The organism is Pseudomonas sp. WS 5503, assembly GCF_012985385.1.
GTDB classification, from domain to species: Bacteria; Pseudomonadota; Gammaproteobacteria; order Pseudomonadales; family Pseudomonadaceae; genus Aquipseudomonas; species Aquipseudomonas paracarnis.
In genome coordinates this window covers 236,947-258,824 of record NZ_JAAQWI010000009.1, presented here as the reverse complement: position 1 = coordinate 258,824, position 21,878 = coordinate 236,947, and the positions used below count along the sequence as shown (strand labels likewise).

Below are 21,878 nucleotides of genomic sequence, written 5' to 3'. Positions count from 1 at the left end.
CCCCTGTCATCTGCGGTTATTGGTTACGCGTGACGCGCCAAATCGTATTGGCCAGGTCGTCTGCAATGATCAGCGCGCCTTTGGGGTCTACCGTCACCCCCACTGGACGCCCACGGGTCTTGCCGTCGTCGCCGCGAAAGCCGGTGGCAAAGTCGATGGGCTCGCCCGCCGGTTTGCCGTTGCTGAACGGCACGAAGATCACCTTGTAGCCCACTGGGTTGTCACGGTTCCAACTGCCGTGCTCGCCGACAAACGCGCCGTCAGCGAATTTTTCACCCATGGCGGGGATGGAAAAATCCACGCCCAGCGCGGCCACATGGGAGCCCAGACTGTAATCGGGTTTGATCGCCGCAGCCACCTTGGCCGGGTTCTGCGGTTGTGCGCGGGGGTCGACGTTCTGGCCCCAGTAGCTGTAGGGCCAGCCGTAGAAGGCACCTTCACGCACCGACGTCAGGTAGTCTGGCACCAGGTCGGGGCCGAGTTCATCGCGCTCGTTGACCACGGTCCACAGTTGCCCTGAGCCCGGTTGGATGGTCAGCGCCGTCGGATTGCGCAGGCCCGTAGCGTAGGGCTTATGCGCACCGGTGGCGGCATCGATCTGCCAGACCATTGCGCGGTCGATCTCCACTTCCATGCCGCGTTCGGTGATGTTGCTGTTGGAACCGATGCCCACATACAGCTGACGCCCGTCGTCACTGACGGCCAATGACTTGGTCCAGTGATGGTTGATCTGCGCCGGCAGGTCGGTGACTTTGACGGGCGGGGCGCTGGCCTTGGTTTGGCCGTCGGCGTAGTCAAAGCGCACCAGTGCGTCCTGGTTGGCCACATACAGTTTGCCGTCGGCGAATGCCAGCCCGTAGGGAGCGTTGAGGTTGTCGGCGAATACCGTCTTGAGTTCATAGGTGCCGTCACCGTCGGCGTCACGCAGCAGCGTAATGCGGTTGCCGCCCTTGACCTTGGTGTTGCCCTGGGCCTTGATCACACTGGCGATCACGTCCTTGGGCTTGAGCTTGGCCGCACTGCCGCCACGGCCTTCGGCCACCAGGATATCGCCGTTGGGCAGCACCAGGGTCTGGCGCGGGATCGCAAGGTCGGTGGCGATGGCGGTGACGCTGTAGCCTTCGGGTACCTTGGGCTTTTGATCGCCCCACGGCGTGGGCTCGGCAATCTTCATGCTCGGCAACAGGCTGCTTTGTTGTTCGGGCAGCTTGGGGTCAGGGCCGCGCGCCTGGGTCTTGTCACCTTCGCCGCCACAGGCACTCAGCAACAGGGCGGCGCTGAGCAGGGTCAGTGTGTTGAGTGGTTTCATCGGGCAGCTCCTGAGCGCAGGTTGGTCAAGCCGATCCAGGTGGCGACAATCGCCAGCACGGTGACGATCGCCGACAGCACCAGGCCAGCAGGCATCATGGCGTAGGCATCCTTGGCATGTTGAAAGGCGTTCACCAGCCCCAGCACCCAAGTGCCCAGCAACAGCAGGAAGTACGCCACCGGGCGCCCGCCCTTGTGTTCGGCGCGCACCAGGTTGACCAGTGCAAACAGCAGGGCAAAACCACAGAACGCCAGCGCCCCGGCGATCAGCCAGGAGGCAAAATTGGCCCATTGGATCTGGTAGGTCTGGCCGTAGGCGATATCACTGAGCAAGGCCCCGAGAAACAACGGCACGGTGCCGGCAAGCAATGTGCCATGCAACGGCCCAGGCCTGACGACGGGGTAAGTGGAGAGGGTAGTCATGTTGGTGGCGGCTCCTTATCGTTCTGCACCCTGGGCTCAGGGCGCGCTGACTTCGCATAGGAAAGGAGCATGGCACTTGTAAGAAAGTTCACTGGGATGGCGTGTCGAGGTGTTTCTCGAACCATGCCCAATAGGGCGTATTTTTGACCTGGCGGCGGTTGTAATCCGGGCTGCCATCGCCCCACCACACAGGGCCACGCTCGCCCAACGCGACCTTGCCGCGCTGCACCCGTTGCCGGGCGGCGTTCAAGGCATCGGGGTCGGCGCTGCCCTTGGCTGACTTGACCGCCCGGCGTGCATCCATCAATTCATTGACCCAGTATTGGCGCGTCGCTTCATCCAGCGCCGGATTGGTACAGCGCCACAACTGCCCCTTGACCACAAAGTAGCGACCGTCCGGGGTGCTAAGCATGGTGCCAGCGCAGCACTCGCAGCACACCCCATAGCATCGAAATCACAATCGCCATCCAACCGGCAAACAGACTGAAGAGTGTCATTGCAAGGTTCATCACCACCTCCAATTGCGTTGTCGTCTCCTGATAAGTGACCTCGCTCGGGAACGAGGATTCAACTGGATGTGTTTACGATAATGCCTGCATGACTCATCCTGTTGGGCTCCTCCAAGGAATCGTTTTATGCCAACCCTGCACCTGTTATGCGGCAAAATCGCCTCCGGCAAGTCCACACTCGCCAAGACCCTCGCCACCGAGCACGCAGCCATTGTGCTCAGCGAAGACCAGTGGCTGGCCAGTCTCTACCCTGGTCAGATCCAGAGCATTGCCGACTACCTGCGCTGTGCCCAGCAGGTTCGTGGAGTACTTGAGCCGCTGGTGATCGATCTGTTGGCGTGCGGCGTCAATGTGGTGCTGGATTTTCCGGCCAATACCCTCGCCAATCGTCAATGGTTACTCGGCCTGGCCCAGGCAGCCAAGGTGCCGCACTGCCTGCATTACCTGGAGCTGGACGATGCCACCTGTCGTGCGCGCCTGCATGCGCGCAATGCCCGAGGTGAACATGATTTTGCCGCCACCGATGCCGAGTTTGACCTGATCACTCGCCATTTCAGTGTGCCGAGTGAAGAGGAAGGGTTGGTGATTGAGGTGCATCGCCCGTGACTACCCAAAAACCTGCTGGCATCGATGGCGACGGCTATATCCTCACCGTCGCTGATGGACCTATACAACCGGAGTTCCAGCCCCTGCTGGCGGACGTTTGCGCTACCTTGTCCCGGCCTGAGCTGGGGCTGCACGGGATCTACCTGTATGGCAGCATCGCACGGGGCGAAGGTGAGACCGGCATTTCTGATCTTGACCTTTCCCTGATACTGGTCGAGCCACCGGATGCGCCTGTGCTTGAACAATTGGAGTCGGCCCGACTCGCTTTGGAGCAACGGCATCCCCATGTCACCAAGATCGACTTTGATATCGGTCACCGCGCCCAGGTGTTGGCGCCTGAAAACCTAAACAGTTGGGGCTTCTGGCTCAAACATCATTGCCGCTGTCTCTGGGGCGAAGACCTGTCCCTGCACGTCGAACCGTTTCGCCCGTCCCGCGCCATCGCCCTGGCGGTCAACGGCGATTTTGAACAGGCGCTTACGGCGTACCTGTTGCGCATCGAACAGGCCAGTACTGAACACACACGGCTTGGCCTGCAGCGGGAAGCATCGCGGGCCTTGATCCGCGCTACCCACACCCTGCGAGCCGAGGATGCGCAAACCTGGCCGCAAACCCTGGAAGACTACGTCGGGCTGTTCGTTCAGCATTACCCGACCATGCGCGTGCAAATCGCCTACTTCCTGTTTGAGGCACGCAACCCGAGTGCCGAGGGCGAGGCATTTACGACACGCCTACGGGCGTTTCTGAGCTGGATGGTTTCGGCCCTCATAGAAAGGAATCAATCAGATGCGTGAACGCAAAGCCGCACGATTACTGGTCATCAACCCTGCACAGCAAGTGTTGCTGTTTCGCTTCGTGCATAAAGACGGCGCCCTGGCCGGCCAGGATTACTGGGCCACGCCCGGCGGTGGCGTGGAGGCAGGGGAGAGCTTCCATAGCGCTGCGATTCGTGAGTTGCGCGAAGAGACTGGTATCACCGTCAGCAGCGTTGGGGAATCCGTGGCAGAGCGTAGTTTCCCGTTGATGTTACCCAGCGGTGAAACCGTGTTGGCAGTAGAGCGGTACTTCGTTGTGCATGCATCCAGCGACGCGCTTTCCAGGGCCGAATGGACAGTAGAGGAGACCCAGGTGATGGCGGATCATCATTGGTGGTCGGCAGAGGCGCTGCTCGCGACGAGCGATACGGTATGGCCGCAGGCGTTGCCGCAAATGCTGGAGGATGCCGGGGTGTTTTAGCCGTTTTCCATGAACGATGGGGGCAGGCGAATCGGGGCGACATTTAGGTAAGCGGCGGCTTTAGGGCTGTCACGGGAGCAAGCTCCCTCGCCACAGGTGCAGCATTGCATCAAAAAGCGCATCGCGGGTTACATGGATCTAATATTTCCCCGGTATTGAACACCCTTGCATAGTCCATCGCCAGGTTACTGAGCGACAACGCATGCACATCCTCTGCGGCCCACAGCCGTCCCGACAAGTCGGTTTGATCGAAGGTAAAACACGCATCCGCCGCCACGATCACGTCGAACCCCAGGTTGCCGCCCGAGCGTGCGGTGGATTCCACTGAATTGTTGGTGATGACCCCGACGATTACCAACTGCTGGATCGAGCGCAGGTGCAGCCAGCGCTCCAGGCCCGTGGCGCTGAATGCATCCGGTACGTTTTTTTCCACCACATGCTCATGGGCCAGAGGGTGCAGCGCATCCTGGAACTCACAGCCGGGCTGGCCTGGCCGGAACACCGAAGCGCCAGAGCGGGAGATATGCCGCACATGAATGATCGGGCGTTGCGCCTGGCGCCAGGCATTGAGCAATTGCTGTATGTGCTGCTCAGCGTCTGGGTTGTTGCGGCGGCCTAGTGTGGGATCGGCCATGCCTTTTTGCATATCGATGATCAACAGTGCGGCGTTCGTCGCTATCGGTTCCATGGCCTGTCCTGGCGGTGGTGAACATTATCTAACTGGAGCAACGCGCTCCCACAGGGTGGACGTTAGCACCGATCAGCAGCCCATACGCAAAACCCTGAGACTTCCCGGCGAAACGCTTCATAATGGCGGCCAATTTGTTTAGCTCGTTATTCTGGTGTGCCCGCATGGAAATTAAGGTCAACTTTCTCGACAACCTTCGGCTTGAAGCCAAGTTCGATGACTTCACGGTCATTGCCGACCAGCCCATCCGCTACAAGGGCGATGGTTCGGCACCGGGGCCATTCGACTACTTCCTGGCTTCGTCGGCGTTGTGTGCGGCGTACTTTGTGAAGTTGTACTGCCAGACGCGCAATATTCCCACCGAGAATATTCGCCTGTCGCAGAACAACATCGTCGACCCGGAAAACCGCTACAACCAGATTTTCAAGATCCAGGTCGAATTGCCCGCAGATATCTCCGACAAGGACCGCCAAGGCATCCTGCGCTCCATCGACCGCTGCACCGTGAAGAAGGTGGTGCAGGCCGGGCCGGAATTCGTGATTGAGGAAGTCGAGAACCTCGACGCCGATGCCCAGGCGCTGTTGATGCCCAACTCCACGTCCGCAGCAGGCACCTACATTGCCGGCAAGGACCTGCCGCTGGAGCAGACCATCGCCAACATGTCGGCGATTCTCGCGGGCCTGGGCATGAAGATCGAGATTGCCTCGTGGCGCAATATTGTGCCCAACGTGTGGTCGCTGCATATCCGCGACGCCCATTCGCCGATGTGCTTTACCAACGGCAAAGGCGCGACCAAAGAGGGCGCGCTGGCGTCGGCGCTGGGTGAGTTCATCGAGCGTCTGAACTGCAACTTCTTCTACAACGACCAGTTCTGGGGCGAGGACCTGGCCAACGCGCCGTTCGTGCATTACCCGGACGAACGTTGGTTCCAGCCGGGCCCCAACGATGAGCTGCCGAGTGAAATCCTCGATGCCTACAGCCTCAAAGTCTACAACCGCGAGGGCGAGCTGCGTGGTTCACACCTGTTCGACACCAACTCCGGCAACGAAGCCCGTGGCATTGTCTCGCTGCCGTTCGTGCGTCAGTCCGATGGCGAGGTGGTGTATTTCCCGTCCAACCTGATCGAAAATCTCTACTTGAGCAACGGCATGAGCGCTGGCAACACCTTGGCCGAAGCCCAGGTGCAGTGCCTGTCGGAGATTTTCGAGCGAGCGGTGAAGCGCGAAATCATCGAGGGCGAATTTGCGCTGCCGGACGTACCCGCCGAAGTGCTGGCCAAGTACCCGGGCATCCTGGCGGGTATCGAAGGCCTGGAAGCCCAGGGCTTTCCGGTGCTGGTCAAGGACGCGTCCCTGGGCGGTGAATTCCCGGTGATGTGCGTGACCTTGATGAACCCGCGTACCGGCGGCGTGTTCGCTTCGTTCGGCGCGCACCCCAGCCTGGAAGTGGCACTGGAACGCAGCCTCACCGAGCTGCTGCAAGGCCGTAGCTTCGAAGGCTTGAACGACCTGCCGCAGCCGACCTTCGAAGGCCAGGCGGTCACCGAGCCGAACAACTTCGTCGAGCACTTTATCGATTCCAGCGGCGTAGTGTCGTGGCGCTTCTTCAGTGCCCAGTCGGATTATGAATTTGTCGAGTGGGACTTCTCCGGCCAGGGCGAAGACTCCAACGTCCAGGAAGCCGCCACGCTGTTCGGCATCCTCGAAGGCATGGGCAAAGAGTCGTACATGGCGGTGTATGAGCACTTGGGAGCTACCGCCTGCCGCATCCTGGTGCCGGACTACTCGGAAATCTACCCGGTGGATGACCTGATCTGGGACAACACCAACAAGGCGCTGTTTTTCCGCGAAGACATCCTCAACCTGCACCGCCTCAGCGAGGAGGAGCTGCAGGCGTTGGTCGAGCGCCTGATAGAAAGTGAGCTGGACGACTACACCGATATCACTACGTTGATTGGCATTGAGTTCGATGACAACACCGCGTGGGGCCAACTGACCATCCTGGAGCTCAAGCTGCTCATCTTCCTGGCCTTGAAGCAGTATGAAGAGGCCAAGGAATGCGTAGAGATGTTCCTACAGTACAACGACAACACCGTTGAGCGCGGCCTGTTTTACCAGGCGATGAACGCGGTGCTGGAGATGGAACTGGATGACGACCTGGAATTGGCTGACTACGAGGCCAACTTCCGGCGCATGTTTGGTAATGAGCGCATGGACGCGGTGATCGGTTCGGTTGACGGCAGTGTGCGCTTTTATGGGCTGACGCCGACCAGCATGAAGCTGGAAGGCCTGGACCGGCATTTGCGCTTGATCGACAGCTACAAGAAGCTGCATGCGGCGCGGGCCAACATCACCCAGGGCTGATACGCAATGATCGTTCCCACGCTCTGCGTGGGAATGCAGTCAGGGACGCTCTGCGTCCCCAAGCGTGACGCAGAGCGTCACCGGATGCGTTCCCACGCGGAGCGTAAGAACGATCAAATTGAGTTAGATGTGGGCCAAGGCTTGCGCCAGATCGGCGCGCAAATCCTCCACATCTTCAACCCCCACCGACAAGCGCACCAGCCCATCGCCAATCCCCAATTGCGCTCGCGTCGCCGCCGGGATGCTGGCATGAGTCATGATCGCCGGGTGCTCGATCAGGCTTTCCACGCCCCCCAGGCTCTCGGCCAGGGCGAAGATCTTCACGTTTTCCAGAAAGCGCGTCGCGCCGGCCAAGTCGCTGTTCAAGTCCACTGAAATCATCCCGCCAAAGCCGCGCATCTGCTGTTTCGCCAGGTCGTGCTGTGGGTGGGATTTGAGACCCGGGTAGTGAACCCGTGACACTTGCGGCTGTTGCTCCAGCCAGGTGGCCAGGTCCAGGGCATTGCTGCAATGGCGCTCCATGCGCAGCGCCAGGGTTTTTACCCCGCGCAGGGTCAGGAAGGCATCGAACGGCCCGGCGATGGCGCCGATGGAGTTTTGCAGGAAACCCAGGCGTTCGGCCAGTTCAGCGTTGTCACCGACAACAGCGATACCACCGATCACATCAGAATGCCCATTGAGATATTTGGTGGTGGAGTGCACCACGATGTCGAAGCCCAACTCCAGCGGGCGCTGGATCCAGGGGCTGGCAAAGGTATTGTCGGCCACGCAGATAATCCCGCGGGCACGGCAGATGCGGGCGACGGCGCGCAGGTCGGTCAGGCTCAGCAGCGGGTTGCTTGGGGTTTCGACCCAGACCATGCGCGTGTCGTCCTGCAATGACGCTTCAAACGCCGACAAGTCGCTGAGGTCGACATAGCTGAAGCGGTGCCCGGCACTGCGCTGGCGCACTTTGTCGAACAGCCGGAAAGTGCCGCCGTACAGGTCGTTGCCCGAGACGATATGCGCGCCGGCATCCAGCAGCTCCAGCACGGTGGAGATCGCCGCCAGCCCCGAGGCAAACGCAAATGCCTGGCTGCCGCCTTCAAGGTCGGCCACGCAGCGTTCCAGGGCGAAACGCGTGGGGTTATGGGAGCGGCCATAGTCAAACCCCTTGTGCACGCCGGGGCTGTCTTGCAGGTAGGTGGAGTTGGCGTAGATCGGCGGCATCAGCGCGCCCGTGGTCGGGTCGGGTGACTGCCCGGCGTGGATCACACGGGTGGCAAACGCGCTTTTATCGGGCTGGCTCATGCAAGGGATCTCCGTAGGTGGTTAAGCAGGTCGACGCGGGTGATCAGGCCATGAAAGCCTGCGGCGTCGGCAATGATGGCGACCAGGCCGCGATCCAGCTCGGCCTGCAGTTCGGCCAGGCTGGCGCTGGGGGCCAGGGTGTGCAGGGTGTTGGTCATGGCGCTGGCGACGCTCATGGAAAAATCCGCGGCGTCGTGGTGCAGGCCCAGCAGGATGTCGGACTCGTCGATCACGCCCACCAGGGTCTGGCCATCGACCAGCACCGGCAGTTGCGACACGTCCGCCAGGCGCATGCGCTGGAAGGCGGTGAGCAGGGTGTCGTCGGGGCTTACGCTGATCACGCGGCCGTCTTCGAAGCGGCGCGCGATCAGGTCGCGCAGGTCACCGTAGTGCTTGTACTGCAACAGGCCGGCGTCGTTCATCCACTGGTCGTTGTAAACCTTCGACAGGTAGCGCGTACCGGTGTCGCAGACGAAGGTGACCACGCGCTTGGGCTCGGTTTGCTCGCGGCAGTAGCGCAAGGCCGCGGCGAGCAGTGTGCCGGTGGATGAGCCGCCGAGTATGCCTTCGGCCTTGAGCAATTGGCGGGCGTGGTCGAAGCTGTCTGCATCACTGATGGAGTAGGCGTGGCGCACGCTGGACAGGTCGGCAATCGAAGGGATGAAGTCTTCGCCAATACCTTCCACGGCCCAGGAACCAGGGGTTTCCAGCTTGCCGCTGCGGCTGTATTCGGCCATCACCGAACCGACCGGGTCGGCCAGCACCATGGCCAGTTCGGGTTGCACGCGCTTGAAGAACCGCGTCAAACCGGTGAGGGTGCCGGCCGAGCCGACGCCCACCACAATCGCGTCCACGTCGTGCTGAGTCTGTGCCCAGATCTCCGGCGCGGTGCTGGTCTCGTGAGCCAAAGGGTTGGCCGGGTTATTGAACTGGTCGGCGAAGAACGAGCCTGGAATATCTTTGGCCAAGCGTGCCGCCACGTCCTGGTAATACTCGGGATGGCCCTTGCCCACATCGGAGCGGGTGATATGCACCTCGGCGCCCATGGCCTTGAGGTGCAGCACTTTTTCCGTGGACATCTTGTCGGGCACCACCAACACCACCCGGTAACCCTTGGCCCGTCCCACCAGCGCCAGGCCCAGGCCGGTATTGCCGGCGGTGGCTTCAATGATGGTACCGCCAGGGCGCAAACGACCGTCGCGTTCAGCGGCGTCGATCATCGCCAGGCCGATGCGGTCCTTGATGGAACCGCCGGGGTTTTGCGATTCAAGCTTGAGAAACAGCGTGCAGGGGCCGGTATCGAAGCGGCTGACCTTGACCAGCGGGGTGTTGCCGATCAGCTCAAGTACAGCAGGGCGTGAAGGGGTGGGCATGTCGTCTCCTGGTTATGGGATGGGCGCAGGGCGGGGGACAGCAAAAAAACAGCATGGCTTGGAACATAGGCCGGTATTGACGGTGTCGCAACCGGGCGTCCGTTGTATGACTTTTTTTGCCGCATGGGGGAGGGCGCGCGATCCAGATGTAGGAGCTGGCTTGCCTGCGAAGGCGGTCTGCCAGCCGACCGGGATATTGGATCTGACCGAGTACATATCCATTATTAAGGTAACGGCCACCGATGGTTCCGCCCTGACGGCGGCTCACTTTGCAAAAGCCGGGATGCCGGCCCAGGCCAAAGTAAGCAAAACGCTCTTGCCCCACCACTCGGCACCTCGCCTAGGCTCGGTGTGCCCGTAATCCGCCAGCGCGGTTTAATGGGGCGCCTAAGATCAAGAGCGACTCGCTTCGCATCGTGGTTGCTGTCTGCTGTTACGCTGGCTGACCCACCGCCATCGCGGCCTCGCCAAGGCTCGAGCGCTCCCACCGTTCAGTTTCCGGCAATGGCGGCTTCGATGGCAGCGATGTCGATTTTGGTCATGGTCATCATCGCTTCAAATGCGCGCTTGGCGACGGCAGGATCTTTACTGGTAACTGCATCGACCAACACCCGCGGCGAGATCTGCCACGACAGCCCCCACTTGTCCTTGCACCAACCGCAAGCGCTCGCCTGCCCATCGTTGTCGATGATGGCATGCCACAACCGGTCGGTTTCCTCCTGATCCTCGGTAGACACCTGAAAGGAAAACGCTTCACTGTGCTTGAACAGGGGGCCGCCATTGAGGCCCACGCAGGGGATACCCAGTACGGTGAATTCCACGGTCAACTCATCACCCTGCTTGCCGGATGGGTAGTCGCCAGGCGCACGGTGTACGGCCTTTACTTCGCTGTCGGGGAAGGTCTGCGCGTAGAAGGTCGCTGCCTCCAGGGCATCGCCGTTGTACCAGAGGCAGATCGTATTCTTGTTGTTCATCGCAAGGCTCCTCGGGTTGAAAGGTGCATGAAGTCTAGACGAACAACCTGCACGCTACTCAGGCTTGCACCGCCTCCCGGCCAGCGCGTGAGTCGGCCCGCCGCGAACGCCAACTCAGCCCCAATACCATCAGCAAGCCCAGGCCCGCCATCAGTGCGCCTGCCAGGGATATGGCCGGGTAGCCCAGCCCGGCATTGATCACCGCGCCACCCAATGCCGCACCAATCGCATTCCCAAAATTGAACGCACCGATGTTCATCGCCGAAGCCAGGTTAGGCGCGTCTTTGGCGGCCTCCATCACCCGCATCTGCAGCGGCGGCACCAGAGCAAAGCTGGCTGCGCCCCACAGTAGGATCGACAGTGCAGCGGGCAACGGCCATTGCATGAGCACCGAAAAGGCCAACAGCACGGCAATCAACACCACCAGCGAGATGATCAAAGTGCGGTCCACTGAGCGGTCCGCTGACTTGCCACCCCATACATTGCCCAGGGTGAGCCCGATTCCGAACAACACCAGCATCCCGGTGACGAAGTTGGTCGAAGCGTGGGTAACGTCCCGCAGAATCGGCGCGATGTAGGTGAATACCGTAAACATCGCACTCGAGCCCACCACGGTCAGGGCCAGCGCGGCCAGCACCGGCCCGCGCCCCAGCACACGGATTTCCGCCATCAGCCCGCCGCCTTTGGGCGCCGGCGCATTGGGCAAGGCCCACCACAGCGCGGCCATGACCACCGCGCCAAGCCCACTGATGCCCCAGAACGCAGTACGCCAACCAAAGTTTTCGCCAAACCAGGTCGCCAGGGGCACGCCGCCAATGGTTGCCAGGGTCAGCCCCATGAACATCGCCGCCACAGCCCCCGCGCGCTTCTCGGGCGCCACCAGGCTTGCGGCCACAATCGAACCAATCCCAAAGAACGCTCCGTGATTGAGCGACGTCACCAGCCTGGCGATCATCAATGTCTGGTAGTTACTGGCCAGCGCCGAGAGCAAATTACCTAGGGTAAAAATCGCCATCAGCCCGATCAGCAGAGAACGGCGGGGCACCCTGGCCGTCGCCAGGGTCATGATCGGCGCGCCAATCAACACGCCCATGGCGTAGGCGCTTACCAACAGCCCTGCAGCGGGAATGGAAACATCAAGATCAGCGGCGATACCGGGCAACATGCCCATAGGGGCAAACTCAGTGACCCCGATGCCAAAGGCACCGACGGACAATGCTACAAGGGGGGGATTGATACGCATGGGTGACTCCTCATCTGTGAGCCAAATGCTACAATCCTGCCTTTTGCAGCAGTAGCCCTTGGTTGGGAACTACAGCTTTGCGCAGGAGGCACAAATGGACATCGGCGGGCGTTCGGGAGAGATGGAAGTGTTCACCATGGTCGCCGAGCACGGCAGCCTGTCGGGCGCGGCAAGGGCTTTGGAACTGACCCCATCGGCCATCAGCCGCATCATCACCCGCACCGAACAGCGCATCGGCACCCGTCTGCTGCTGCGCACCACCCGCGCCATCACCTTCACCGCCGAAGGCGAAGCCTACCTGCGCGGCGCCCGACGCATCCTCGCCGACATGGCCGAAGTCGAAGACGCCATCACCGACCAGGGCGCCCCACGCGGACGCTTGCGCGTCAGCGCCGCACTGGCCCACGGCCGCATGACCATCGTCCCCCTGGTCGCCGCCTTCAGCGCCCGCTACCCCGCCATCGTCGTCGACCTGATGCTCGGCGACGAAGTCGTAGACATCCTCGGCGGCCAGGCCGACGTCGCCATCCGCTTCGGCCCCCTCGCCGACAGCCCCCTGACTGCTCGCCTTATCGGCTCTACCAGGCAGGTGATCGTCGCCTCGCCGGAGTACCTAGCACGGCATGGCACCCCCGTGACGCCGCAGGATTTACTGCAGCACAACTGCCTGCGCTTCAACTTCCGCCGGGCGGCGCCGGATTGGCCATTTCGGGTGGAGGGGCGGGAGTTTTCGCTGAAAGTAGCGGGGACGATTGAGGGGAACAGCGGCGAGGCATTGGCGCAGTTGGCGAAGCTGGGGGCGGGGGTGGCGAGGATTGGGGCGTTTAGTGTGGTGGAGGAGGTGAGGCGGGGGGAGTTGGTGGTGTTGTTGGAGGAATTTAACCCGGGGGATGTGGAGCCGATTCATGCGGTGTTTGTGGGGGGAGGGGCGATGCCGGCGCGGGTTAGGGCGTTTGTGGATTTTTTGGTGGAGAAGCATGTGGGTTGAGGGGTGGGATTTTTGGGGAGGAGGGGGCTGACCGGCGGATTTCGGCCAATAAATGCCGGTCGTAGCGACACCCTCTGGGACTTAGCCATTTCGTAGCGCGTAAGGGCCAGAACTCAGGTGTGCACTCAGAAACTCCAGGCATACCCTGATCTTCATCGAGCCAGAAGCCCGAATCGTAGTGACTGCGGACACATTCGCCGGCTGGAAATGTTCAGGCAGAATGCGAATGAGTGTCCCATTCCTGATGCTCGGGGCCACATCCCAGGTTGATGCCATGATGATGCCGAAACCATCATGCGCCCACTCTCGAACGACATCACTGTGATTGGACGCCATCGGCCCTGTGACTTTCACCGACTCAAGACCGTTTGGCCCCTCGAGCCGCCATACACCAAAGCTTTGATCCCTCCCACGAAACAACAGGCAATCGTGGCGTTGAAGCTCGCTCACAGAGTTTGGATTACCGCGCTCTTCCAGGTAACTCGGAGCAGCACAGAGAATCCTCTGGCTATCTGCGATTTTGTGAATAATCAGATTTTGCTCGTTAACTTCTCCAACTCGGATATCGATGTCGAACTGCTCCCCAATGAGGTCAGTTCGACGGTCAACCAGCTCAAGCCACACCTCTAATTTTGGGTAGCGTTTACGAAGCAAGGCCAGAACTGGAGCGATGTGAAATCGTCCCATTCGCTGGCTTGTGCTGATACGCAGCGTGCCTCTGGGCTCGACCCGGTCACCCAGTGATGTCTCCAGCATCCCATTGACGTTGTCCATGATCGTCTGCGCCCAAACGAGCATCGTTTCGCCATCTTTTGTGATCGAAACCCGCCTGGTTGTCCGGTTAAAGAGCTTACAGCTCAGCGTCTCTTCCAACTCCAAAACACGCTTGCTGACATGGGCGGGAGAAATTCCAAGCTCTGTCCCGGCCGCGCTAAAACTTCCACGTTTTGCGATGACTGAGAACAGAAGCAGATCCCTCAGGAAGGGATCATTATTTACTAATGGAGAATTCTGATTTTCCATATGGCTCAATTATAGCTTTGCGCGTTGATAGTAGCCTTGATCCTAGCAGATCGAATCACGACTTCAGTACGTCGAGATTTAAAACAATAACGCTCGCGAAGATCAAAGCATGTCCAAAATCAGAATTGCGGTAGCGGGTGCCGGCCTCATCGGTCGACGCCATATCGAACTCATCCAAGCGAGTTCTTCTTGCGAACTGGCAGCCGTTATCGATCCGTTCGAACTTGATGGCTCCTACCTAGACTCGCTGGGCGCCTCGCAGTATGAAAATCTTCTGGCTTGTTTCGCCGAGGACAAGCCTGATGGCGTAATTCTCGCCACTCCAAACGCCTTACATGTCGAACAGACTTTGCAATGCATTGAGGCTGGTGTTGCCGCGCTGATAGAGAAGCCGGTGGCGCACAGCGTTGAGGAGGGCAGGCGGTTACTCGCTGTTGCCGATGCAACTGACGCCAAGCTGCTCGTAGGACATCATCGAGCGCATAGCCCAATTCTTGCCAAGGCGCGAGAGATCATCCGTGACGACATTCTTGGAGACATCGTTGCCGTGCAAGGCAGCGCTCTGTTTTACAAACCAGATGACTATTTCGACGCTGCCATCTGGCGACGCCAGGAAGGCGGTGGCCCTATCTTGATCAATATGATCCATGAGATCGGCAACCTGCGTTCGCTGTGCGGAGAAATTGTTGCTGTTCAAGCAATGCAGTCGAGTGTCGCACGTGGATTTCCTGTCGAAGATACCGTGTGTATCGGCCTGCGCTTTGAGAATGGAGCTCTCGGTTCCTTCTTGCTTTCCGATAGCACCGGATGTGCCCGCAGTTGGGAACAAACATCGCAAGAAAACGCGAGCTATCCGTCCTACGAGGATGAGGATTGCTACGTCATCAGTGGGAAGAACGGCTCACTGTCAGTGCCCACAATGCGCCTCAAATACTACGTGAAGGCCGAAGACAGATCATGGTGGAAGCCCTTCCAAACGGGCCACTGCGCTGTCGACCGCACAGATCCCCTTGAGATCCAGCTTGAGCACTTTTGCAACGTCATACGAGGCACGGAAACGCCTTTGGTCTCCGTGCGCGACGGACTGCGGAATCTGATTATCACTGAGGCTATTTCACAGGCCGCAAAAAGCGGCTCGATCATAGAAATCGACCGTATTTGAGCCCGGCATGGCTTCCAGTCATGCCCTGTTTTGCGTGTACCGGGGGCGGTTTTTGCTGCCCTGCCAGACCTATAAAAACAATATCTGGAGTAGTCAGATGAACACAGCAACAGCGACAGAGCAGCACCGTTCCAAGCAAGCCAAGAAAGCCACCGCGAGTGGTTGGATCGGCTCCGCGTTGGAGTATTACGACTTTTTCATCTATGCCCAAGCGGCAGCACTGATATTTCCACAACTCTTCTTCCCATCAACCGATCCAAAGATTGCCATCGTGGCGGCTATGGCGACTTACGGGGTTGGGTACATTGCTCGCCCTATCGGCGCGTTCTTCTTGGGGCACTGGGGTGATACTCGAGGACGCAAGAACGTACTGCTGCTATGCATGTTCCTGATGGGATTCGCCACCATGGCGGTAGGCCTGCTGCCGACCTACCACCAGATTGGTATATGGGCACCTATCCTGCTAGTAGTTCTGCGACTGGTGCAGGGGTTTGCTGTAGCGGGAGAGATCTCGGGAGCCAGCTCAATGATTCTGGAGCATGCACCCCAAGGACGAAGAGGATACTTCGGCAGCTACACACTTCAAGGGGTACAGGCAGGTCAGGTACTCGCAGCAGCCATTTTCCTGCCTCTGGCCTATTTCATGTCCGATGAAGCCTTCAATAGCTGGGGCTGGCGTATTCCCTTTCTTTTGAGCGCTGTGGTGCTGATCGCTGGCTTTATCATTCGCCGGGAAGTTGAGGAACCGCCAGTATTCGTAGAGCAAACAAAGAAAGATGAGAAGTCTGAATCGCCGGTTATCGGAGCTTTCAAACACAGCTGGAGAGGCATGCTGGTGGTCGTTGGGGTTTCGTTGATGAATGTTATTCCAGTCATTACGACCGTGTTTGGAGCGGCCTATGCGGTGCAACCTGCCTATGGCATCGGTTTCGATAAAAGCGTGTACCTGTGGATCCCGGTCGTTGGCAACATCGTGGCGGTGCTGTGCATCCCTTTCGTGGGCAATCTTTCTGACAAGGTTGGGCGCCGGCCTCTGATCATCGCAAGCGCCTTTGGTTGCGGGCTGATGTCCTTTGCTTATTTATACGCAATCAGCATTCACAGCCTCCCGCTTGCTTTCGGCGCCTCACTGCTGATGTGGGGAATGATCTACCAGGGCTACAACGCGGTGTTCCCATCCTTTTTCCCAGAGCAATTTGAAACACGTTACCGCGTGTCGGGGATGGCAATTTCGCAAAACAGCGGACTGTTCATCACCGCAATGTTACCTGCTCTGTTTGCCCTGATCGCAGGCCCTGGGACTGAAAACATACCCTTGATTGTCGGTGGGATCGCCTGTGTGTGCACGTTGCTAGCTGGTATCGCGGCCTGGTGCGCGCCCGAGACCTCTCGAATTCCTACAGCCGACCTCGGTAACCGCGATGCCCAATCCACAGAAGCCGGCGAATATCATAAGGCACGTCTGGCAGCCATGAGTACCGTAAAGAAATGAAGCGACTCGCGAGGATTAAATGATGAAAACCATCCTGGTTTTGAACGGCCCTAACCTGAACATGTTGGGATTGAGAGAGCCCGAGGTGTATGGGTCGGAAACATTGGCCGACGTTGAGCAGACATGTCGTGAGTACGGCGAAGAACTTGGGCTTGTAATTGAGTTTCAGCAAACCAATCACGAAGGGCAAATGATTGAATGGATTCACCACGCCCGTAGAAGGATTGCGGGGATTGTGATCAATCCAGGAGCATGGACCCATACATCGGCAGCCATCCACGATGCGTTGATTGCAGCCGAGGTACCGGTGATTGAGGTTCACATCTCAAATGTCCACAGGCGTGAAGATTTCAGGCATTTTTCCTACGTGTCACGCGTTGCCAAAGGCGTGCTCGCAGGGTTCGGCACTGATGGGTATCGAATGGCGATACAGCACTATGCAAGCAGCCTGGAACAATCAAACGCCTAACCGAGACGTTTGCTGGCACTGCCTAGAGCCAGAAATTGTGGATTACCACGCTTCGGGTCGATTTCCGCCGTTCACGATCGGCAGTTTTCGACCCATTGCTGCCGGTCACACCCCATGGATGTCGGACAAATAGCCCAAACGCCTGCGCATTCCCAGGCTGATATTTGAGAGGGTAAACTGAGCACCTTTCCATCTGTGGTACCGATATGGACATCAATCTACTGACCGAATCCATGCTTGGTCACTGGCGTGCTCCCTCGGGTGTCTGGCAATGCGAATTCCAGTTCGGCAGCCGATTGATTTACGTCCAGCACCACAATGACGAGCCACCTTACGCCAGGCTCGCCGCTGCGCAACGCGCGGTCAAGGCTACGTGGGATGATTTGCCCCAGGCATTGAGGTTTGCCGAACAGCACTGTAAAGCACAGATGCCCGAACTGATGCGGTTGTACGAAACCCACATGCCGTGGGAATCTCCGTTGTTCGTGTACTCGATCCACTTCGATCTCGACAAACCTTACCCTAGCTATACCATTTCCAAGAACCCTGACTTCGATTGGGATCGCATCCTGATCGACGAAGATGAACTGTACCAGGATCAAAGTGTTTGCATGGAGCAATATGAGCCAAAGGATGACTTTTGGGTTTACGTCAGGCGCGTGGGGTTTCAGCAATTCGAGCTTAGGGATTAGCTTGGCAATCAACTATGTATAGGGACTCTGGAGAGCGTCCGCTTCTGGCCGATTGCAGCCAATGAGTCAACGCAAGGTTGTAACCGGCACGGATGGACCAAAGCTCATACACCGCCCACTCGCGTTTTCGTTCCAGCCTGCCCGCAAGCGCATCGCCTTGACCTCCTGATCTGTTCCACCTGCTTCATGGCCTTTCCACACACGGTCTCGTCTTTTAAGCTTGCTGAAACGTTTCATCGAGTTTATAAAACGCAAACAACTCCAATAAAGGCCACCGCCATGACCCCGCTAAAACTCCTCGTTGCCCTCAGCGCATTCTCTGCCGCCTCTCAAGCCCTGGCCTGGGATTACGTGTTGCTCGACACGGACAAAGCCGCCCAGAACTGGCGGGTCACCAGCCAGCAACTCGGCATCCAAACCGATAAGCCCTTCAGCGTTACCCTACGCACCCTGCACGGTGGTCGGCAGGAGGGCGTGAGCATCGTCGATATCGATAACGGCACGATGAAGCTCTCGGTAGTGCCGACACGTGGCATGAACGTGTTGCAGGCGTCGGTCGGCGATGTGCGCATGGGGTGGGATTCGCCGGTCAAGGAAGTGGTGAATCCGTCCTTCATCGAGCTCAATGGCCGCGGTGGTCTGGGATGGTTGGAAGGTTTCAATGAGCTGGTTACTCGCTGCGGCTACGAATGGGTCGGGCACCCTGGTATCGACAACGGCGAGCTGCTGACCCTGCACGGGCGGGCCGCTAATATTCCCGCGAATAAAGTCACCCTGCATATCGATGAAAAACCGCCGTACGCCATCACCTTGCGCGGCGAACTGAAAGAGCAGGCGTTCAAGAAGGTCGATTTCTCTGTTGCGACCGAACTGGTCACCGAGCCTGGCAGTGTGGTGTTCGCCCTCAACGACACGCTCACCAACAATGGCGATTATCCGAAGGAATACCAGGCGCTGTATCACAGTAACTTCAGTACGCCGTTTCTGGAGCAGGGTGCGCGGTTCGTTGCGCCGGTGAAGCAGGTGTCGCCCTTCAACGACAAGGCCAAGGGCGAACTGGCCGACTGGCAAACCTATCGTGCGCCGACCAAGGACTATGACGAAACGGTCTACAACGTGGTGCCGTATGCCGATGCCAAGGGCGATACCTTGACGGTGTTGCATAACAAGGCCGGTAGCCTCGGGGTTTCGGTGGGTTTCAATACGCAGACACTGCCGGTGTTTTCGCTGTGGAAGAACACCGATACCCAGGGGCAGGGCTATGTCACGGGGTTGGAGCCGGGGACGAGTTTTTCGTACAACCGTCGTTATCAGCGGCCATTGAACCTGGTGCCTACGATCGGGGCGAAGGAACATAAGCAGTTCCGTATCAGCTACAGCTTGTTGGCGGATAAGGCGGCTGTTGAAAAGGCCTTGAAGCAGGTCAGCGAGATTCAGGGTGGGCGGGAGACTGAGGTGCGGCAGACGCCTTTGGTGGATCTGACCAAGGGGTGACATTGGCTGGAGCCTCCACGCGGAGCCTGGCGTTCTTCATCGACGCCGGAATCGCCCTGCAACTGTAGGAGCGAGCTTGCTCGCGAAAAAACCACAGGCGCCGCGTTCACTCAGGAAGCCCGCGTTATCGTTGAAGCTCTTCGCGAGCAAGCTCGCTCCTACATTGGGGTTGGCATTGATATTGGGCCCTGTTCAGCGCAGGGCTTTCTGTCATCGACGGGCATGCATACTGGAATAACCGTATTTCAGGAGCATCTCCATGATTCGCAGAGCATTACCCACCGACGCAAAAGCCATTGCCCAGGTGCATATCAGCAGTTGGCAGGATGCCTACCGTGACCTGATGCCCGCCCAGTTCTTGAGCAGGTTGCAAGCAACGCTGGCTAGGCGCGAAGCCCATTGGGTTCGCTCGCTTGCCTTGGGTGAGTCGACGGTATGGGTTGCCGAGGTAGGCCAGCAGGTGGTTGGCTGGATAGCTGTGGGCGCCAGCCGTGATGAAGATGCTGTGCAGGCTAATGCAGGTGAGGTCATGGCCATCTACGTGCTCGCCGAGCATTGGCAAACCGGCGTTGGGCTGGCCTTGTGGAAAGCCGGCTTGCAGGATCTATTGGTGCAAGGCTATGAGCGTTTAACGCTGTGGGTGCTGGCCGGTAATGAACGGGCTATTCGATTTTATCGCCGGGCGGGGTGTGTGGAGGAGGCCGGGACTGAGCGCGATCTTGAGAGGGGCGGTGTTGCGCTGGTGGAGGTGAGGTATGGTTTGCCGTTGAGATAGCCTAGGTATTTACGCAACTTGGGCATCAGTGGGATCGTTGTCGGCTGCCAGGCCGTCATCGCAGGCAAGCCAGCTCCCACATTTGGATCACGGGGCATCAATTATATTGGCGTCGGCTGCCAGGTCGTCACGGGAGCAAGCTCCCTCGCCACAGGTGCAGCGTCGTACTGAAGGTAGGTGGATACCGATGACGGCTATCTTCACAGGCGCATTCACACCTCACTCATGCCTTACGCGCAGTCAACAACACCGCCGCGGCCGCTGACAACAAACCCGCGCAGCAGCGATTGAACAGGCGCTTGCCCTTCGGCTCGGCAAACCAGCGGCGCATATGCAGGCCCATATAGGCGTAGGCGCTGATAGCCACCCATTCCAAGGCCAGGAACATCACACCCAGCAGGGCAAATTGCGCGGTGATGGGTTGGCCGGGCACCACGAATTGCGGGAGGAAGGCGGTGAAAATCAGGATCGCTTTGGGGTTGCCCGCGGCCACCAGAAATTCCTGCCGCGCCAAGGCCCACAGGCCTACCTTGCTCGTCGCGGTGTCCACCTGCTGCTGCGGATCTGCGCGCCATAGCTGATATGCCAGGTAAAACAGATACGCCGCGCCGAGAATCTTGATCCCGTAGAACAACAACTCCGAGGTTTGCAGTACCACCGCCAAGCCAGCGGACGCGAGGGCGATCATGCCGGCGAAGGCCAGCAGACGGCCGAGACCGGCGAGGCAGGAGGTGCGGTAGCCATAGCGGGTAGCGTTGCTCACGGATAGCAGGTTATTGGGGCCGGGGGCCATGTTCAGGGCGAAGCAGGCGGGCAGGAAGAGGGCGAGGGTGGCGAGGTCCATGGCGGCTCCGGGTTGGCAGGTCGGGGAGTCTTGAGGATAAACGCATGAAGCGCGGTTTAACACTCCGTGGCTGGGCTTATGGCCCCGCGAGCGCTTCAGGTGCCGCGCCAAACAACCGATCGGCAATTTGCCTGCCCCGTTCCAAGCCTTCCTGCGTCAACCAAATGGATTTGTTTTTGTTCACCGGATTACTGATAAAACCTTGCTCGTGGAGTCGGTTCATTATTTGAAAGTCGTGGCCTTTCCATGAGTTGCCGTTATCAAAGCTGAAGGTGGTCAGCAGGGCAAGTACGGCTTCCTCAATCAGTTTTTCGTCGTATTCCATAATGGGTACTCCGCTTGAGTTACACAGACCCTGTCGAGCTTAGCGCAGCATTCGCTTGAGGCGTTATGATGCCAATTCCTGTTTTGGTCATGGACGGAAAAATCTTGGCGACTCGCTCTGGAAGTCACACATTGGGTGCACCGTCCGAACTCGATTATTACGATTACAGGTCGGTGCCATTGTCGGCTGAGATCAGCGCGCTGGATGCCTGGAACATCATGACCGCCGAATCAGGGCCGCTGTTGCGATTGGCCTTTCGGATCAGGGATGGGATTTCTTCAAGGTTTGGCGTAAAGCGCATCGGCGGGTTCTCCGGCAATCGGCGCGTGACGGTGCAAGCGGGTGAGCGGCTTGATTTTTTCTTGGTAGAGGACTGCGCGCCGGATAGGCTGGTGCTGACTGAGCGTGACCGGCACCTGGATGTGATGATTTGCCTTTCAATTGCTGATCGTGTGCTGACGATCACTTCATCGGTGATCACCCACAACACCTTCGGGCGCCTTTACATGCTACCGGTGGGGCCGGCGCACAAACTGATCGTCAATCGGTACATGACGCGCTTGCAGCGCAAGCTGCAACAGCTTTGAACCCAGAACAGGCT

General features: G+C 59.0%; 23 protein-coding genes. 12 read left to right on the top strand and 11 right to left on the bottom strand.

The genetic code is table 11. From position 1 onward, the window contains the following. Positions 1–16: 16 nt before the first annotated feature. The 3 genes from HBO10_RS22935 to HBO10_RS22925 form a co-directional block, all read right to left on the bottom strand. Complete coding sequence (locus tag HBO10_RS22935) at positions 17–1,309, bottom strand: sorbosone dehydrogenase family protein (protein WP_014718638.1); 1,293 nt, start codon at positions 1,307–1,309, stop codon at positions 17–19. Then, on the bottom strand, positions 1,306–1,731 hold the full coding sequence (locus HBO10_RS22930; RefSeq protein ID WP_034127590.1) for a DUF2231 domain-containing protein: 426 nt from the start codon (positions 1,729–1,731) through the stop codon (positions 1,306–1,308). Before HBO10_RS22930 ends, HBO10_RS22935 begins: the two co-directional genes overlap by 4 nt. An 88-nt stretch (positions 1,732–1,819) precedes the next feature. Next, positions 1,820–2,143 (bottom strand): hypothetical protein, encoded by a 324-nt coding sequence (locus tag HBO10_RS22925; RefSeq protein ID WP_034127589.1) that lies wholly within the window; start codon positions 2,141–2,143, stop codon positions 1,820–1,822. A 223-nt stretch (positions 2,144–2,366) separates the two neighbouring features. Between HBO10_RS22925 and HBO10_RS22920 the strand changes: the two genes are divergently transcribed. The 3 genes from HBO10_RS22920 to HBO10_RS22910 are packed head-to-tail and all read left to right on the top strand — an operon-like array spanning position 2,367 to position 4,082. Continuing rightward, complete coding sequence (locus HBO10_RS22920; protein WP_034127588.1) at positions 2,367–2,846, top strand: ATP-binding protein; 480 nt, start codon at positions 2,367–2,369, stop codon at positions 2,844–2,846. Beyond that, positions 2,843–3,640 (top strand): nucleotidyltransferase domain-containing protein, encoded by a 798-nt coding sequence (locus HBO10_RS22915; RefSeq protein WP_034127587.1) that lies wholly within the window; start codon positions 2,843–2,845, stop codon positions 3,638–3,640. The genes HBO10_RS22920 and HBO10_RS22915 overlap by 4 nt, the downstream gene beginning before the upstream one ends. After that, the gene (locus tag HBO10_RS22910) at positions 3,633–4,082 is read left to right on the top strand and encodes an NUDIX domain-containing protein (protein ID WP_034127586.1); all 450 of its coding nucleotides are present in this window, start codon (positions 3,633–3,635) and stop codon (positions 4,080–4,082) included. Before HBO10_RS22915 ends, HBO10_RS22910 begins: the two co-directional genes overlap by 8 nt. Positions 4,083–4,191: 109 nt before the next feature. Here HBO10_RS22910 and HBO10_RS22905 read toward each other — a convergent pair whose 3' ends face one another. After that, positions 4,192–4,770, bottom strand: a complete 579-nt coding sequence (locus HBO10_RS22905; RefSeq protein ID WP_034127585.1) for a cysteine hydrolase family protein — start codon at positions 4,768–4,770, stop codon at positions 4,192–4,194. A 164-nt stretch (positions 4,771–4,934) separates the two neighbouring features. On the opposite strand from HBO10_RS22905, the gene HBO10_RS22900 reads away from it, so the two are divergent. Further along, positions 4,935–7,133: an OsmC domain/YcaO domain-containing protein gene (locus HBO10_RS22900; RefSeq protein ID WP_034127584.1), complete on the top strand. Its 2,199-nt coding sequence runs from the start codon at positions 4,935–4,937 to the stop codon at positions 7,131–7,133. Between the two features lie 123 nt (positions 7,134–7,256). Here HBO10_RS22900 and HBO10_RS22895 read toward each other — a convergent pair whose 3' ends face one another. From HBO10_RS22895 to HBO10_RS22880, 4 genes are all read right to left on the bottom strand, one after another. Then, positions 7,257–8,423: a cystathionine gamma-synthase gene (locus HBO10_RS22895; protein WP_019817159.1), complete on the bottom strand. Its 1,167-nt coding sequence runs from the start codon at positions 8,421–8,423 to the stop codon at positions 7,257–7,259. Further along, a complete protein-coding gene (locus HBO10_RS22890) occupies positions 8,420–9,796 on the bottom strand; it encodes a cystathionine beta-synthase (RefSeq protein WP_034127583.1) in 1,377 nt (458 codons plus the stop codon). The genes HBO10_RS22895 and HBO10_RS22890 overlap by 4 nt, the downstream gene beginning before the upstream one ends. 491 nt (positions 9,797–10,287) lie before the next feature. Next, positions 10,288–10,770, bottom strand: a complete 483-nt coding sequence (locus HBO10_RS22885; RefSeq protein WP_034127581.1) for a VOC family protein — start codon at positions 10,768–10,770, stop codon at positions 10,288–10,290. A 58-nt stretch (positions 10,771–10,828) separates the two neighbouring features. After that, positions 10,829–12,013 (bottom strand): MFS transporter, encoded by a 1,185-nt coding sequence (locus tag HBO10_RS22880; RefSeq protein ID WP_034127580.1) that lies wholly within the window; start codon positions 12,011–12,013, stop codon positions 10,829–10,831. Between the two features lie 94 nt (positions 12,014–12,107). Here HBO10_RS22880 and HBO10_RS22875 point away from each other — a divergent pair, with 94 nt between their 5' ends. Next, entirely contained in the window at positions 12,108–13,001 is an 894-nt protein-coding gene (locus HBO10_RS22875) for a LysR family transcriptional regulator (protein ID WP_034127579.1), read from the top strand. An 81-nt stretch (positions 13,002–13,082) separates the two neighbouring features. On the opposite strand, the gene HBO10_RS22870 is transcribed toward HBO10_RS22875, so the two are convergent. Beyond that, positions 13,083–14,024: a LysR family transcriptional regulator gene (locus HBO10_RS22870; protein WP_034127578.1), complete on the bottom strand. Its 942-nt coding sequence runs from the start codon at positions 14,022–14,024 to the stop codon at positions 13,083–13,085. A gap of 109 nt (positions 14,025–14,133) precedes the next feature. On the opposite strand from HBO10_RS22870, the gene HBO10_RS22865 reads away from it, so the two are divergent. The 6 genes from HBO10_RS22865 to HBO10_RS22840 all read left to right on the top strand — a co-directional run bounded on the left by HBO10_RS22865 (position 14,134) and on the right by HBO10_RS22840 (position 20,108). Then, the gene (locus HBO10_RS22865) at positions 14,134–15,186 is read left to right on the top strand and encodes a Gfo/Idh/MocA family oxidoreductase (RefSeq protein ID WP_034127577.1); all 1,053 of its coding nucleotides are present in this window, start codon (positions 14,134–14,136) and stop codon (positions 15,184–15,186) included. A gap of 97 nt (positions 15,187–15,283) precedes the next feature. Further along, the gene (locus HBO10_RS22860; protein WP_034127576.1) at positions 15,284–16,678 is read left to right on the top strand and encodes an MFS transporter; all 1,395 of its coding nucleotides are present in this window, start codon (positions 15,284–15,286) and stop codon (positions 16,676–16,678) included. A 19-nt stretch (positions 16,679–16,697) separates the two neighbouring features. Further along, positions 16,698–17,147 carry a type II 3-dehydroquinate dehydratase gene (aroQ, locus tag HBO10_RS22855; RefSeq protein WP_034127575.1) on the top strand — a complete coding sequence of 150 codons (450 nt, stop codon included), beginning with the start codon at positions 16,698–16,700 and terminating at the stop codon, positions 17,145–17,147. Between the two features lie 206 nt (positions 17,148–17,353). After that, positions 17,354–17,839: a hypothetical protein gene (locus HBO10_RS22850; protein WP_034127574.1), complete on the top strand. Its 486-nt coding sequence runs from the start codon at positions 17,354–17,356 to the stop codon at positions 17,837–17,839. A 279-nt stretch (positions 17,840–18,118) separates the two neighbouring features. After that, a complete protein-coding gene (locus tag HBO10_RS22845) occupies positions 18,119–19,333 on the top strand; it encodes an aldose 1-epimerase family protein (RefSeq protein WP_034127573.1) in 1,215 nt (404 codons plus the stop codon). 259 nt (positions 19,334–19,592) lie between these two features. After that, positions 19,593–20,108 carry a GNAT family N-acetyltransferase gene (locus HBO10_RS22840; RefSeq protein ID WP_034127572.1) on the top strand — a complete coding sequence of 172 codons (516 nt, stop codon included), beginning with the start codon at positions 19,593–19,595 and terminating at the stop codon, positions 20,106–20,108. A 223-nt stretch (positions 20,109–20,331) separates the two neighbouring features. Here HBO10_RS22840 and HBO10_RS22835 read toward each other — a convergent pair whose 3' ends face one another. Together HBO10_RS22835 and HBO10_RS22830 are read right to left on the bottom strand one after the other, a co-directional pair. Continuing rightward, positions 20,332–20,952: a LysE family translocator gene (locus HBO10_RS22835; RefSeq protein ID WP_034127571.1), complete on the bottom strand. Its 621-nt coding sequence runs from the start codon at positions 20,950–20,952 to the stop codon at positions 20,332–20,334. A gap of 76 nt (positions 20,953–21,028) precedes the next feature. Continuing rightward, positions 21,029–21,277, bottom strand: coding sequence for a transposase (locus HBO10_RS22830; RefSeq protein WP_003191615.1), 249 nt, complete (start codon positions 21,275–21,277; stop codon positions 21,029–21,031). Positions 21,278–21,342: 65 nt separating this feature from the next. Between HBO10_RS22830 and HBO10_RS22825 the strand changes: the two genes are divergently transcribed. Beyond that, positions 21,343–21,864 carry a DUF2867 domain-containing protein gene (locus HBO10_RS22825; protein WP_052199971.1) on the top strand — a complete coding sequence of 174 codons (522 nt, stop codon included), beginning with the start codon at positions 21,343–21,345 and terminating at the stop codon, positions 21,862–21,864. Positions 21,865–21,878: the final 14 nt, after the last annotated feature.